Origin of the sequence: Thalassotalea loyana, assembly GCF_030161435.1 — a bacterium.
Taxonomy (GTDB): Bacteria; Pseudomonadota; Gammaproteobacteria; order Enterobacterales; family Alteromonadaceae; genus Thalassotalea_G; species Thalassotalea_G loyana.
In genome coordinates this window covers 319,709-335,638 of the sequence record NZ_BSSV01000001.1, presented here as the reverse complement: position 1 = coordinate 335,638, position 15,930 = coordinate 319,709, and the positions used below count along the sequence as shown (strand labels likewise).

Here is a 15,930-nt window from a genome sequence, read left to right as displayed (position 1 = left end):
CTTAAAAAAGCAGCTTAATTTTAATAGAGAATTAAGCTGCTAGGATTTACTTATATATCATTTGAAAGTTGCTTATTGCTATCTGAGCCATGTACCCATTGGTATAATACTGGTAATACAAACAGAGTTAAAATGGTCGAAGATATAATGCCTCCAATGACCACAGTAGCAAGTGGACGTTGCACCTCTGCACCAATGCCTGTGTTTAAAGCCATTGGTATAAAACCTAAACTTGCCACTAGGGCTGTCATCAATATTGGTCTAAGACGAACAATAGCTCCCTCTACAATAGCTAAATAAAGATCGCCTTTTTCGTGCCATAAATCGCGAATAAAAGCCAACATAACTAAGCCGTTTAATACAGCGACTCCTGACAGTGCAATAAAGCCAACACCTGCTGAAATTGAAAGTGGCATATCTCGTAAATAGAGCGAAAATACCCCACCAGTTAAAGCCAAAGGCACACCACTAAAAATGATCAAAGCATCTTTAATCGAACCAAAAGCAATAACTAAAATACCCAATATAACAACCAATGTAATAGGCACAACTAGACTCAATCGTTTACTTGCCGACTCAAGTTGTTCGAATGTACCTCCATAATCAAGCCAATAGCCTGCTGGGACTTCACCCTCGCTACTTATTTTGGCCTTTACTTCTTTCACAAAGCTTCCTAAGTCCCTGCCACGAACATTGACGGTAACTACAACTCTGCGCTTTCCATTTTCTCGGCTAATTTGTGCTGGCAATGACTCCGACTTAAGTAATGCAACTTCTTCAAGAGGTACATAATTACCGTTGCCAAGTGGAAGTGGTAGTGACTTCAACCCTTCAATATCCATTCTGATTAATTCAGGGAGGCGCACCACTAATTCAAATCTGCGATCACCTTCATATATAATCCCGGCTGACTCACCTCCTATTGCAGCGGCTACCCAATCTTGAAGCTGAGTTACATTTAACCCGTACCTTCCTAAAGATTCTCTTTTAGGAAGAATGGATAACGAAGGTATTCCTGTAACTTGCTCCATACGTGCATCGGCAGCTCCATCAACTGTTTTGACAATATTGAGTATATCGTTAGCAGTAAATAACAATTGCTCCAAATCATCCCCGAATACCTTTATACCTAGATCTGCTCGAACACCAGAAATCAACTCATTAAAACGCATCTGAATTGGTTGAGTAAACTCATAATTATTTCCGGGAATACTTTTTAATGCTTCTTCCATTTCTTCAACAAGTTCACTCTTCGCCTTTGTTGGTTCGCTCCACTCATTCCGAGGTTTTAAGATGACAAAAATATCAGCAATGCTCGGTGGCATTGGATCTGTCGCCACTTCAGGCGTCCCTATTCGAGAAAAGACTTTATCAACTTCAGTAAAAGCTTTTATTCTCTGTTCTAATACTTCCTGCATTTCAACAGACTGCTCTAGACTGGTTGATGGTATTCTTAAAGCCTGCACGGTTATATCGCCTTCATTTAACTGCGGGACAAACTCTGTACCCAGCGTTGTCGCTATCCACAGGCTATACCCCATTAAAGCAATTGATATTGATACAATGACCCAGCGAAATTTTAATGCCAGAATTAATAGTGGCTTGTACACAGATTTTGTTGAACTGATCACAACACTTTCTTTTTCACTAATCTTACCTTTCATAAACACTGCGACAGCAGCAGGCACGATAGTAACTGATAAGATCATTGCAGAAATTAAAGCCATGACTACTGTTGCTGCCATTGGGTGGAACATCTTGCCTTCTACACCTGTGAGCGTGAAAATCGGTATATAAACTACTGTGATAATGGCAACACCAAATAAGCTGGGTCGTATAACTTCAGAGGTCGCTTCGAAAACGGTATTGAGTCGTTCTCTTAAATCTTGCCTATGCCCATTGTGTTGAGCTTCAGCAAGACGACGAACTGAGTTTTCGACGATGATGACGGCACCATCGACGATTAAGCCAAAATCTAATGCGCCTAAACTCATCAAGTTTGCAGAGACGCCTGTTTTTACCATTCCCGTTATTGTCATCAACATTGATAAAGGTATTACCGCCGCAGTAATAAGGGCAGCACGTAAATTCCCCAATAATAAAAATAGAACTACAACGACTAAAAGTGCCCCTTCTACAAGGTTTTTTGTCACTGTTGCAATTGCTTTATCAACGAGCGTTGTTCGATTATAAACAGGCTCTGCAATTACACCTTTAGGGAGGGATGTTTGAATTTGTTTAAGCTTCTTTTCAACTTCCAAAGCAACTGTGCGAGAATTTTCGCCAATCAACATCATAGTGGTGCCCAAAACGGTTTCAATACCATTTTGAGTTGCGGCCCCAGTTCTAAGCTCTTTACCAATGGCGACACTGGCAACATCGCTAATTTTTACTGGAACGCCATTATCTTTTTTAACAACAACATTGAGAATTTCATCAATCTTAGCAAGTTGACCTACAGAACGAACAAGCACTTGTTCTCCGTTTTGCTCTATATAACCCGCTCCACGATTATCGTTACTATTTCGCAACGCGTTAGACAAGTCTTCAAAGCTTATTTGATGATATAACAACTTCTCTGGGCTTGGAGTGATATGATATTGCTTGTTATATCCTCCAATACTATTGACTTCAATGACCCCTTTAACTTGGGCCAATTGAGGCTTTATGATCCAGTCTTGTATTTCTCTTAATGCTATGGCCGTATATTCTTTACCATTAGGCATTCTTGCATCAGGTAAAGCTTGCACGGTATACATAAAAATTTCGCCAAGTCCTGTCGAAATTGGCCCCATTTCCGGCTCCAATCCATTAGGGAGAACACTTTTAATCGCCCCTAATCTGGCATTGATTAAATTTCTTGCGAAGTAAATGTCTGTCCCTTCCTCAAAGATGACAGTTACTTGAGACAAGCCATATCTTGACAGAGATCGAGTGTGAGAAAGCTTTGGCAACCCAGCCAATGCTGTTTCTATCGGAAACGTTATCCGTTGTTCAGCCTCTAAAGGAGAATAACCGGGGGCAGACGTGTTAATTTGTACTTGCACGTTGGTAATGTCAGGAACTGCATCAATAGGGAGTTTTTGATAGCTCCATAAGCCAACACTAACAATGACAAACAGCATACTTAATATTAGATAGCGCCTATTTATAGTTAGACGCAGAATTGATTCAATCATCTTACGTCTCCTAATCGTCGTCTTCTACTTCAGATTTTAAAATATCCGCTTTAATCAAAAAGCTATTTTTACTTACATACTCAGAACCTTGTACAAGTCCATCGATAACTTCTATGTAATTTTTGTCTGAACGGCCCAATATTAACGGCGTAAATTCGTATTCTTCACCTTCTTTAACAAATACACCTAGCTGCCCACCTAGTTCTTGTAATGCAAGCTTTTCGATTGCTAAGTCAACGTCGAATTGATTTGTCGTAATATATCCTTTTAACAGTTGGCCTGAAGAAAGGTTAAATTTTGTATTATCTAAAAGTGCTCGAACAAAGACGAATGGCTGATCTTTAGTTGGAATAATATTGGTTACTGTTGAGGTGATTGCCTCCCCATTAAATTCAATTTCGATTTCTTGACCGACCTCAACTTTATTAAAATGAGTAGCAAAAACTCTAAATTCCGCCCACAGCGTATCGACATTGGCTATTTCAAATAAAATTCGTTGTTGTGTTGTTGCTCCAACATTCCCATTTCTTTGTATAACTAAACCTGATACCGGAGACCTTACCTCGTAGGTATTTAAACTTTCATTCGATTCAATAACAGCTAGAAGATCTCCTTTTTTTACCTTATCTCCAATAGTGTAATTAATCGTCTTTATAACGCCATTGTATCTAGCGTTTATCTGAAACAGTTGCTCTACCCCTATGGTTGTCTTACCATAAACAGAAATTTCTTGATTAAGTCTTCTAGGTGATAACCTAGTTGTTTCTATGCCTACTTTTTCCGACATCTCGTTTTTTATTTTACTTATACTCTCTTCGGAGTCCTCATCACTTGCCCAAACCAATTGAGACAGCGACGAAATCCCTACAAAAATAAATAATGCAATTAAATAGTTTTTCATTTTTTTTCCTAAGTAATTCGATTATCGGTCGAATTAAAAATCAATTTTTAAATTAAAGTGATAACGCTTCATTCGTTAATTTTTCAATCTCGGCCCCGTAAAACAAAGCAGCAGAAGCAGCATCAATCAGCGTGCGACGAGCGTTTAGTAGTTCTTGTCTAGCTGATACATAGTCAAGATAGCCATTACGACCTTTTTGATAAGCAATTTGGGTATCATCTAGTGCCTGATCTAACATTGGAATTACCGACTGTCTTAGTGCATTTGTCGTCAAAATAGCTTGCTGCCTATTCGAGTATGCTCGCAGCAAATGATTTCTAAGCTTTAATTTCGTTACATCTTTTTCAATGGCAACTTGATCACGCTCAGCTAAGGCACTCGCGATTGCTCCTGAGTTTCGCTTGTCAGCAAATAACGGTAGGCTAAAGCCTGCGACTAAGGCAGTATCATTACTTTCTTGAGAGCGTCTAACCCCTACAGACCACTGAATATTGGCAGTTGACTCAGTTCTGGCTAAACGCAACTCAGCTTCCTTAAGTCGCTCCTCATTGGCGTAAATTTGAATGGCAGGATTTGTTTCTAACTTTGCAAAAAGCGTCTCAAAATCACTATCATTTCCAAATTGAAATAAATCACCTGTTACCTTCGAGAAGTTCAGCGTTGATTCTCCCCAAAAAGCGGCTAAAGACAGCCTTAAATATTCTAGGCGTTTCTTTTCTGATTGAGAGGTTAGCTTAGCTTGGGCAATCGCTGCCCTCGCTCGCTTTACCTCAGCATTAGGGGTTGCTCCTGCACGATTACGTTCATCAACAACATTGAATGCTTCTTGAGCTAGACTTAACGCATTATCGGCTAATAAGACTCTTTCTTGTGAAGCGAGTACCTCGATAAATTGTTGAGTAACTTGAGCTATCAAATTTAACGCCTCAACTTCCGTTTTAGCATTCAACAGCTTTTTAGAATTAGAAATAAGTCCAATTCTTGCAGAACGCTTATCTCCCATTTCAATCACGGAAGAAAGAGCAATCGTTAATTCAGCACTATCAAATTTATTGAAGTCACCTGAACCTGCAAAGTTCTCAGCTTCTACTTCAAGCTCAAATGCCGGATTTAAGCTTGCTGTTTGTTCTTGTCCAATTAAAGCTTGTTGCTTGAAATCAAATATTTTTAACTCTGGATTTTGCTTGAGTGTCCAACGTATTGCCTCTTGCAGGTTAAGCTCCTTTTCAAAAGCGTTAACATTAAATGTTAAAAGCGAAATCATTAAGCACGCAAAATATTTATATCGAGGTGTTATACACCTCACCTTCGCTACCTTTCGGTGCGGTGATACATTAAGTCTCATGTATACTTTCCTATTAATTTTATTCTATAAAACTGTGGGTGTAGAAGATGGCTCTACCTAATTTTCGGGGTAATCTAAGCTAGTTTTGGTGGTCGAAATGGCAAGGATATATAACCTTTTTGCTCGCTAGAAACTATGGTCTCAGCAAGAGGAAAATCAATCACTTGGTTAGGCTCGGAAGGCACATCTGTATATATGAATAATTGGCAACAACAAAAATTGCACTCATCTACTAACGAGCTGCTATTCTGGAGCTGAGTAAGCTCCGTAGCTTCTGTTGATTGCTCTAAAACATATGAAGAATTAATTGGCGTAAAAAAAGAAAGATCATCAAAATCATTCGGCGAACAAATCACAGAATGTGCTGCGATTAATAGCAGCATCACATATGTTAAATATGTTGTGAAACTAGGTAAGCGTAGAAAGGTCATTGCAGGTCTAACATGCTTTAATCAATCTAACTGTCCCTAATACAGTAGGAATAGCATCTTGTTCATAAACGTTGACAAACCCCGCTTCTACTATCAATGACGGGAGGTATCCATCCACATTATCTTTTGTCGTTTTAAAACCATCTAAACATTGAACTATTAAGAATAATGCTCGTTGTAAAATGGAGGTCGGCTTGCCCCAATCAGCAATGTACAATGCCCCGCTCGGTTTGAGCGTTCTACGAATTTCTTTTAGTGTTGCTATTTTATCTAAACGAGTAAGGTGGTGAAAAAACAAACTCGAAACAGCTATATCATAAGAGTTTTCACCAAAAGGCATTTCTTGACCAAAACCTTGTATCAGCGAAATATTGAGTTCTTTCTCACTGAGTTTTTTTCGAAGAATATCTAATGCTGTTTGGTCAGCATCCAAACCTGTCACCTTAAAATGAGGAAAATTTTCAGCAATTGTTTTTGTTAATGTTCCTGTACCACAGCCCACATCTAACAGTTCATTTCCTTTGGTTTGAGCTATTTTCTTCACAATTAAACTTTTAAAAAATTTTTCTCGTGTAGTAATTGCAACGATTCTGTCATAGTAACGAGTCAACCAGTGAAAACGTAACGGAGGTATATAAGGTGTATTTTTTTCATTGTAAATTTCCCTGCCTTGATACTGAATACGTTGCTTTCAAACAGTCATGAATAATGGCTATTAGTACTTTAACTGTAGAATTCGGCGTGCGCCGTTCAATACAACAAGGGAAATTATTAACCCGATAACTAAGTCTGGATAACGGCTATCTGTCAGCGTCACGAGAAGGCCAGCTAAGATAACACCAACATTTGCAATAACGTCGTTGGCTGAAAATATCCAACTCGCTTTCATATGAGCACCATCTTCTTTATTTCTATAAATTAAAAACAAACAAGCTACGTTAGCAATTAGTGCAACCCCACCAAATATCATCATCAACGATGAAATCGGTTCACTCCCATAAATAAAACGTCGAATTACCTCACTTAAAGCTCCAAGCGCTAAAATAACCTGCAATAATCCAGATATATGTGCTGCCCTTAATTTCAGGCTAACTGTCTTACCAACAGCATATATAGCTAGTCCATACACAGCAGCATCCGCAAACATATCCAAAGAATCCGCAATGAGTCCGGCAGATTGAGCAATAACTCCGGCGACCACTTCAACAAGAAACATAACTCCGTTAATCAATAACAGCCATCTAAGTGCTGACATTTCACTTGCTTTGTTTGATTGATCTAACTTTCTCGCTTTTGCAGCTTCTTTACTGCAACTTTCACTTGTTGATTCTAGTGAAGCACCTAAATTGAGAGATTGCACTTTGTTAGTAATCTCATCTAAATTGTCATCATGGAAAACTTTAACTAACCGACTGGGAATATCAAACTGCAACCCAATAGTTGTGCTAATTCCTTCTATAGCCAGTCGAATTAAACGCTCCTCAGAAGGACAATCCATTTTGGGAACCTTAAATGTACTGACAAACTTTCCGCCAAAATCGTCTGAATCGATGTGGTTATTATTCAGGTCATTGTTAGTTGGAGAGGACTGACATTGCCCAGTGCATTTTTCAGACATAAAATCATTCCATTAAATTTTTGCAATCAGTGTAGACTCTATACCAACTATAGAGTCAAGAATATTTATCAAACAATTAGATTTTTGCAAGGTACGGTATGAACTTGACTGAAATTACTAGCTCCTCATAAAACTATATGCTATCGTTTTTGTGTTATTTTCCCACTGAGTGGTTACTTTGAACTTTGGTGTTGTGCTTAAACTACTGTTAATAGTTTCGATTGCTTTGCAATCGATAAGCTCTATTGCGTCTGCCACTTCACAAAGCCACCAGATAGACTTTGAGCACCTTCAAACTCAACATGATCATAGTGATGACTTGAGCAATAATGCTGAAGAAATTGGGGAAGATGACCACGACATCAAAGATTGTCATCACTGCGGTCATTGCAGTGGCAGTCATTTATCATGGATTCTGATCAATAATATTAACAATTCCACCAAGTTATTCACTTACACTAATATTCCTTATCAGTTTGATCAGACAGAAGAGTTTTTAAACGCAATTCTGCGCCCCCCTATTTCTTAAATTTGTAGATTTATAACCATCCATTCATCGATTAAAAATCGGTAAATGGGTTGATGTTTATTAATTAAAAATTTAAGAAGTCCTATGTATAAATATTTAAAAAATACAGGCGTATGCCTGTCATTTTGCCTGCTTGTAAGCATTTCAAATGTGGCTTATAGCAAGCAAAAAAACGTTTCGTGGCTAGATGCTCAAATAAACAAAGATCCCGAAATCATTGAAGCGAGAGAGTTGTTAATCGCAAGCAATCATCATGCAAAAAGCTTAACTCAGGCAATTTATAACCCTGAGCTTGACGCAAGTTTTGAGAAAGAAGGTGATTTTAATAACTATTCAATCGGTTTGAGTCAGACCATTGATTTTTGGGATAAACGCTCTGCCAATACGTCAATTGGCGAGATAACTCTTTATGCCAGCCAGCAGCACTTATTGAATTTAATCGATTCAAAAAAGGCCGATGCGTTAATTGCTTTGACAAATTGGCAATCAGCGAAAGATACTGCACAGCTATCTACGGAGAGAGAAAGTCAACTGCAAACCTTACTTAGTATTGTGGAAGACAAACAAAAGGCGGGAATACTTGAGCCTCTAGATGCTGAGCTGGTTTACTTAAACTTGTCTCAAGTTTTTAGTGAAATAGCTGAATATCAAATAGAGCTAAAAAATGCTGAGGTTAAAGTTAAAGAGCTGCTGCCTGATTGGACACCAGAGTTAGCCAGTAAAATCTCTATTGATTTCGATGTTGAAAACTATTCATACAAAGCTGAATGGATTGAACAACACCCCCAAGTACAATTGGCTAAAGCAAAATGGAAAGAGCAACAAGCTAAAGCACAACTAACAACCATAGAGAATAAAGCTAATCCCACCATAGGGATTAGCGCAGGAAAAAATAGTGACGATAATATCGTTGGCTTAACATTCTCTATGCCTTTGAATATCAGAAATAACTATTCCGATGCTACTAAAGCGGCATATTCAGAAGCCGTTGCTGCGGAAGCTTATTTCCAATCCATTTATCGAAAACGCTCTTTTGAAGCTCAGGCCAACTATGAATCCCTCATGATCAGTAAAAAATACTATCAGCGATGGCAAAACCTTATGCAAAACCGAATTGATAATAGCGCGAGGTTGCTAAACGCTCGTTGGGAGGCTGGAGACATCAATACTTCAGACTATCTAATAGCGTTGAGCCAAAGAGCTGATGGATTGCACTCGGGCATTCAACTAGAAAAACAATTTAGACTCTCTGAAATAGCCTTCATTTGGAGCATGGGTCAATTATCTAAGTTTAAGATTTAATTAGTTAAAACGGCAATTAGAAATCTTAAACGTTAAAAGAATATAGGTAAAAAATGAATACATTATTTAGCAAAAAATTATTAGCAATAGTAATTAGTGGACTTTTTTTAGGTGGGACATTAAGCGGTGAAGTGTATGCTCTACAAGTAAATACAATTGAACCTGTAACAGCAAATCCCAAAAAACATAAACACGAACACTCGGAAAGTGAAGAAAATCATGTAGAAGAAGGCCATCAGGAAAATGAAGGCAACCATTCTGAAAAAGACACAGAACATGACGAACATGGTCACGACCAAGAGAGCAAAAATAAAGAAACTGAAGAGGAACATGAAGAAGGTATTACTCTAAGCCCTCAAAAAATGTCACTAGCCAATATTAAAGTTCAAAGCATAAGACCTGATTATCAATTCAGTACAATCTATGCGCCCGGAGAGGTCAAAGTAGATGGTTATAGCAGCTATGTCGTTTCTCCCCGTACCGAGTCAGTGATAATAAGCAGACATACTGCACTCGGTGAACACGTAGAAAAAGGACAAAAGCTGGTCACCCTATTTAGTGAAGCAATGGCTCAAGCTCAAGCTGACTACTTGATTGCGTCAACTGAATGGCAGCGAGTAAAGAAATTAGGCAACAAAACAGTAAGTGAAAGTCGTTTACTTCAGGCTCAAACCACATTTAACGCCACATACGGAAAACTTATCGCACTAGGGTTAACTGAAAAAGCGATAAAAGACATATCAAATAAAGACATAACTTCGTTTGGCCAATATTCGCTAGTAGCTCAGCGAGAAGGAGTAGTTTTACAAGATGACTTCACCCAAGGCCAACGAGTCGATGCGGGTGATACTATCATGCTTTTGGCAGATGAAAATAAGCTGTGGGTGGAAGCTAAAGTATCACCCAACAAAAAGCTCAATCTATCAATCAACTCTCCGGCAATAGTTAAATTAGAAGGAGAGGATTATAAGGCAAAAGTTATTCAGGAAGCCCACACGATTGATCCCATCACTAGAACTCGAATCATTCGCCTAAGTGTTAATAATGCAGATGACAATCTCCATTCAGGCATGTTTGTTAAAGTATATTTTCAATTTGCCACTGAACAAAAAGTTATGGCTGTTCCAGAAGAAGCTTTAATTAGAAGTGCGGACGGAGACTGGACCGTCTTTGTTGAGGATCATCCCGGTGAATTCAAAGCGAAAGAGGTTGAGTTAGGTCGTGCACTAGGTAATTTCAGAGAAATTTTTGGTTTAGAAAGTGGTACTCGTGTGGTAACTCAAGGAGCGTTTTTTGTTGCTTCTGAAATAGCTAAAGGCGGATTTGATCCGCATAACCATTAAGGAGAGACGCTATGTTTAATAAAATTATAGATTGGTCTGTAAACAACCGACTCCTTATATTGATTGCCTTATTTGCCACTATTGTTGGCGCAATAATGGTGATCCCCAAACTGAACTTAGATGCTTTCCCAGATGTAACCAATGTTCAAGTCGCTGTTAACACTGAAGCACCGGGGCTTGCAGCAGAAGAAGTGGAACAACTCATTACTTATCCGATTGAAGCGGTCATGTATGCGTTACCTGATGTTGAACAAGTACGTTCAATTTCCAAAACAGGATTATCTGGCGTTACTGTCGTCTTTAAAGAAGGGACAGATATCTATTTTGCTCGGCAGCTCGTCTTTGAACGGCTTCAAGCAGCAAAAGAGTTGATACCTGACGGTGTAGGTACGCCTGAAATGGGACCAAATACGTCTGGGCTAGGACAAGTATTTCAATACTTGCTCGTGTCAGATAAAGACGCAGGATATGACTCAATGGCATTAAGAAGTTTAAATGATTGGATAATTAAATTGCTCATTATGCCAGTCGATGGTGTCACCGACGTCTTATCTTTCGGCGGAAACGTTAGGCAGTATCAAGTTAACGTAGATCCATCTAAGCTCCTTGCATATAAATTATCACAAGAAGATATCGTTAAGTCGCTTGATAGTAACAATGCCAACGTTGGCGGTTGGTATATGAATCGAGGGCAAGAGCAACTTGTCATCCGAGGAACAGGCTGGTTCGAAAGTGGTGAAGCAGGCATTAGCAACATTAAGCAAGTACCTGTAAAAACCGTTGATGGTACAGTCGTGACAGTTTCCGATATCGCCAAAGTCGAATTAGGCAGTGAGATTCGACAAGGTGCGGTCACTATGACCCGAAAAACAGCAGATGGAAAGGTTGAAAACTTGGGTGAAGTCGTATCAGGCATTGTGCTAAAACGTATGGGTTCAAATACAAAAGCAACCATTGATGGTATTAACGCAAGAATCCCTTTGATCAATCAGGCGTTACCTAACGGTGTTCGCTTCGAACCCTTCTATGATCAAGCTGATTTAATCGAAAAAGCAGTCAGTACCGTAGTAAATGCACTCTCACTTGCCTTTATCTTTATTTGTATCGTACTAGCACTTTTCTTAATGAATTTAAGAGCGACTTTTCTTGTCCTTATTTCGATCCCTATTTCAATAGGCATTGCGCTGATGATAATGGCTTGGTGGGGTATATCGGCAAACCTTATGTCGCTAGGTGGCATTGCGGTAGCAATTGGTATGCTGGTCGATGGCTCGGTTGTGATGGTTGAAAACATGTTTAAACATTTAAACCGACCAGACGCTAATCATAAACAAAATGTGCAAGAACGCGTACCAAGTTCTGATATTGATCCACATGCTGTAGAGCAAGACGATCATGGAATTAAATTACGACTAAAACAAGCAGGGAAAGAAGTTGCAAGACCTGTCTTTTTTGCTGCATCTGTCATTTTGATAGTGTTCTTACCTTTGTTTAGCTTTGAAGGCGTAGAAGCCAAACTCTTCCAACCGATGGCTGTTAGTATCATTTTGGCTATTATTTCGGCCATTGTAGTTGCTTTATTTATCGTTCCTGCACTTGCTACTTATATGTTCAAAAAAGGAGTGAAGGAGAGAGAAAGCTTTGTACTTAAACCATTAAATAACCTTTATAGAAAAGGGCTTAAGTTCGCACTTAAACACACCAAATTAATTGTATCAGCATCCTTAATAATGGTTGTGTCTGCATTTTCAATCGTGCCTTATATTGGCACAGAGTTCGTTCCAGAACTGGAAGAAGGTACAATTAACTTAAGGGTTACACTCGCTCCTTCTTCAAGCTTGGATACAGCATTAAGTGTCGCACCTATCTTGGAGGATAAATTGATGGCATTTCCTGAAGTAACCTATGCGCTTAGCCGAATAGGACGAGCCGAAATCGGAGGTGATCCTGAGCCTGTTAATAATATTGAAATTTATATAGGTTTAAAGCCAGTCGCCGAATGGACCTCTGCCTCGAATCGCTATGAACTGCAAAATAAAATGGAACGTTCTTTAGAAGAGTTTCCGGGTCTTTTACTCAACTTTTCTCAACCTATTGCGACACGAGTTGACGAACTATTATCTGGTGTAAAAGCACAATTAGCGATAAAACTTTTTGGCCCAAATCTAGACATATTGGCAGCTAAAGGGCAGGAAATTGAATTGGCAATCAAAGACGTTGAAGGCGCTAGAGATGTCGCTCTTGAACAAATCGCTGGTGAAGCTCAGTTAGTTGTAAAGCCTAACAGACAAGAGCTTTCTCGCTTTGGCCTTTCTGTCAGTGATGTTATGGAAATTGTACGAGATGGCATTGGTGGTATAGAAGCAGGACAAATCATCAACGGTAATGAGCGTTATGATATATATGTGCGTATAGAAAAAGAATATCGTAGTAATAAAGAAGCTATTTCTGATATTCGCATTCAGTCTCCAACAGGGGCTTGGGTTCGTCTGGGTGATGTAGCAACTGTCTCCTTTGAATCTGGCCCACCACAAGTGAGAAGAGACGACGTGCAAAGGCGTGTTGTTATCCAAGCCAACGTGCAAAATAGAGACATGGGTAGTGTTGTTACCGACATCAGTAAAGTCATCGCAGAAAAGGTTGATTTGCCTGCTGGTTACTCTGTTTCAATAGGTGGTCAATTTGAAAGTCAACAACGAGCACAACAACGGTTAGCTATAGTGGTTCCTCTATCTTTAGCCCTAATTGCTCTTTTGCTTTACTTCGCATTTGGCTCAGTTGGTCAAGCCATGTTGATTTTAGTTAATGTCCCATTAGCTGTTATCGGCGGTGTTTTCTCCTTATATTTGTCTGGGCAATACTTGTCCGTGCCAAGCTCCGTTGGCTTCATTACACTATTTGGTGTTGCCGTGTTAAATGGTGTGGTTATGGTTGAGAGTATAAACCAACGAATTAGGGATGGCTTGGATGTTGCCCAAGCAGTATTTGAAGGAGCAACTTCGCGTTTAAGACCTGTTCTTATGACAGCAATAACATCTGCATTAGGTTTAATACCGATGTTAATGTCAAATGGTGTAGGAGCTGAAATACAACGACCACTGGCAAGTGTTATAGTTGGTGGTTTGATAACAGCAACATTACTCACATTGTTTGTTTTGCCTGTTTTATATCGCTGGTTCTCCAAAAAGAAAATTGAGGAGTTATCCCGCTAATTCAATTTTCATCAATTGTGAAGCTTCCGAATCAAGGAATATGAATTGGAAGCTTCACTTTATTGCTATCACTAAAAAGCTAGCTATTACGTAAAATTACTAATCTGATCGAATATTGAATTTGTTGAAGTCATTCTAGACTCCTTATTTTCGTTATTTAATGAATTTTATTTCGAGACTTTAGTTGTTCCCTCATTTCTAAAACTCGATCTGCTGAATAAGCTCCTGCTCTCATAACAACCAGTTCAACAAACGAAATATCAATTAACTTATGGTCAGCATCAATCACATAATAACTCCCATTATGTGTGATGATTTCTAATTTATCCTCGACATCAGATTTGCTAACAATCTTTGAAGTCACGATTTGCTCAAATGGCCTAAACCTGAATGTTTCATCGTCAATAACAACTCCTGATAAAAACTCCCCAATAAATGATTTTTCAAATTTTTTATCGTCATAGACCGAGAGTATGTAAGCATCCTTTAAATGTGTTTTGTCCATTTGTTACTCCTTACTAATAGCTAGCCGGGAGCATATCTCGCAACTCTAATAACTCCTCAGGAGAGTACATACACTCATGCATTAAATTGAACTCAAATACACTTACATCGAACTCTTTTGGTTCAGCATCTAAGGTATAAAAATCAGCGCCAAAGGTTCTATATTCGAGACCATTGACTTCCATAATTTTTGTAGTGAACAAAGCCTCACCTTTTTTACCGCTTTCATTATCCTCAGCAAAGGTAGCGTAAAGCACCTGTTCAACCTTATCTTCTAAGTCAGATTTAATTGAGATAAGTGTTGCGTTAGTTAGTTTTACTCTTGGTCTCATGCTTTTGCTTCCTTCTTATCTTCTAGGCAAAACGGGCGGAAAAAACTAAGGTACTTAACTCCATTAACTTTTAGTAAATTGTTGTCAGCATCAAAATGTGACAGAACGCTAGACTGATACAACGAAATATATTTTTCATAATTGATGGTGTTAAAAAAATTGGTATCGACACGGCGTGCATGGAAAACAAGTGTCTGCTGATCAATGTGAACAATGAATTTTTGATCGCCATCTACGTTTTTGACTTGCAAACAAAGCTCCGGCTTATGCCAGTCAGATGCAAAAGAAGGGAGCAGTGGGAAGCCATACACCAAATAGCGCATGCCTTCGATTTTGAAAGTTGTTGGGTTGAACTGAGCCTTATTTACTTTGTCTCTACTGAATAATTCAAGTGTCAACACCAGCCAGTGCTCATGCTTAGAAAATGTATTTCCTTCAGAAATACAGCCTTCAAACTCACCATTATGGTTTACATGATTGATGTACATGTATTTTTTAATGTTATCCAAGGAAAGCTTTTCAAACGGAAACTTTGAAGCTATGAGCCTGAAATAACAACCATGAACTTTTAAATCTGCATATTGAACTATCAACGGATCTTCAAAGGCATCAAAGTATGGTCGCCATTCTAGACGGAAATCAGGACCTGTATTTATTACAAATTTAGCGTCATCAGGTAGTCCTAAAACTTGATATATAACCGAAACTAACTCTAGCGTTTCGATATCGACTAGCATTAGGCTTTCAATACGGTTTGCCATTGACTCAATTTCTTTATGAAGCGACTCAATAATTTCTTGATCATCATATTCGTTGATCAATAAGTATTTCAGGGAATCGTGCTTTAGAATTGAGTCCAGCTTTTTCTGTTCAAATGCCTCAGTGAGACAGCTATGGGTGTCAGAAAAATGAGGGCTGTTATAAACACCTCTCGCCCACAGACCTTGGGCGTAAAGATCAGGAAACTCTAATAACTCAGCAAACTCTTTTGCTTGTTTGTTAAGCTTATTCTTTAATTGATAAAGTGAGATCATTTAGTTCTCCAAACAACTTTCCAATAAACAATGGCCTACCAACACATTGCTTTATTTATTGTTCAAATAACCAAATTTTTACGGATGCTCCGCTTCACTGTTCACGTTCTTCAGGCGAAAAACATGTGTAGGCGTAGGCTGTCCGTTCAGCCTTCACCTCATATTATCGTCAAAAAATAAAATAACAACTTACGTATTTG

Annotated in this window: 12 protein-coding genes; 4 read left to right on the top strand and 8 right to left on the bottom strand. The window is 38.8% G+C overall.

Annotation, left to right across the window (positions count from 1 at the left end):
• Positions 1-50 precede the first annotated feature (50 nt).
• The 5 genes from QQK05_RS01475 to QQK05_RS01455 form a co-directional block, all read right to left on the bottom strand.
• Positions 51-3,179: an efflux RND transporter permease subunit gene (locus tag QQK05_RS01475; protein WP_138478163.1), complete on the bottom strand. Its 3,129-nt coding sequence runs from the start codon at positions 3,177-3,179 to the stop codon at positions 51-53.
• A 10-nt stretch (positions 3,180-3,189) separates the two neighbouring features.
• Positions 3,190-4,080 carry an efflux RND transporter periplasmic adaptor subunit gene (locus tag QQK05_RS01470; protein ID WP_284295598.1) on the bottom strand — a complete coding sequence of 297 codons (891 nt, stop codon included), beginning with the start codon at positions 4,078-4,080 and terminating at the stop codon, positions 3,190-3,192.
• 52 nt (positions 4,081-4,132) lie between these two features.
• Positions 4,133-5,425 (bottom strand): TolC family protein, encoded by a 1,293-nt coding sequence (locus QQK05_RS01465; RefSeq protein ID WP_138482544.1) that lies wholly within the window; start codon positions 5,423-5,425, stop codon positions 4,133-4,135.
• A 438-nt stretch (positions 5,426-5,863) separates the two neighbouring features.
• The gene (locus QQK05_RS01460; protein WP_284295597.1) at positions 5,864-6,466 is read right to left on the bottom strand and encodes a class I SAM-dependent methyltransferase; all 603 of its coding nucleotides are present in this window, start codon (positions 6,464-6,466) and stop codon (positions 5,864-5,866) included.
• A 105-nt stretch (positions 6,467-6,571) separates the two neighbouring features.
• Complete coding sequence (locus QQK05_RS01455) at positions 6,572-7,474, bottom strand: cation transporter (protein ID WP_284295596.1); 903 nt, start codon at positions 7,472-7,474, stop codon at positions 6,572-6,574.
• 193 nt (positions 7,475-7,667) lie between these two features.
• Between QQK05_RS01455 and QQK05_RS01450 the strand changes: the two genes are divergently transcribed.
• The 4 genes from QQK05_RS01450 (at position 7,668) to QQK05_RS01435 (ending at position 13,860) form a co-directional block, all read left to right on the top strand.
• Positions 7,668-8,003: a hypothetical protein gene (locus tag QQK05_RS01450; protein WP_284295595.1), complete on the top strand. Its 336-nt coding sequence runs from the start codon at positions 7,668-7,670 to the stop codon at positions 8,001-8,003.
• 84 nt (positions 8,004-8,087) lie between these two features.
• Positions 8,088-9,305 carry a TolC family protein gene (locus tag QQK05_RS01445; RefSeq protein WP_100912752.1) on the top strand — a complete coding sequence of 406 codons (1,218 nt, stop codon included), beginning with the start codon at positions 8,088-8,090 and terminating at the stop codon, positions 9,303-9,305.
• Positions 9,306-9,358: 53 nt separating this feature from the next.
• On the top strand, positions 9,359-10,648 hold the full coding sequence (locus tag QQK05_RS01440) for an efflux RND transporter periplasmic adaptor subunit (RefSeq protein WP_100912751.1): 1,290 nt from the start codon (positions 9,359-9,361) through the stop codon (positions 10,646-10,648).
• 11 nt (positions 10,649-10,659) lie between these two features.
• Positions 10,660-13,860, top strand: coding sequence for an efflux RND transporter permease subunit (locus QQK05_RS01435; RefSeq protein ID WP_284295589.1), 3,201 nt, complete (start codon positions 10,660-10,662; stop codon positions 13,858-13,860).
• Between the two features lie 157 nt (positions 13,861-14,017).
• Here the strand turns inward: QQK05_RS01435 and QQK05_RS01430 are convergent, their stop codons facing one another.
• The 3 genes from QQK05_RS01430 to QQK05_RS01420 are packed head-to-tail and all read right to left on the bottom strand — an operon-like array spanning position 14,018 to position 15,730.
• The gene (locus QQK05_RS01430; RefSeq protein WP_284295588.1) at positions 14,018-14,365 is read right to left on the bottom strand and encodes a hypothetical protein; all 348 of its coding nucleotides are present in this window, start codon (positions 14,363-14,365) and stop codon (positions 14,018-14,020) included.
• A gap of 13 nt (positions 14,366-14,378) precedes the next feature.
• Positions 14,379-14,696: a hypothetical protein gene (locus QQK05_RS01425; RefSeq protein WP_284295587.1), complete on the bottom strand. Its 318-nt coding sequence runs from the start codon at positions 14,694-14,696 to the stop codon at positions 14,379-14,381.
• Entirely contained in the window at positions 14,693-15,730 is a 1,038-nt protein-coding gene (locus tag QQK05_RS01420; RefSeq protein ID WP_284295586.1) for a hypothetical protein, read from the bottom strand. The genes QQK05_RS01425 and QQK05_RS01420 overlap by 4 nt, the downstream gene beginning before the upstream one ends.
• Positions 15,731-15,930: the final 200 nt, after the last annotated feature.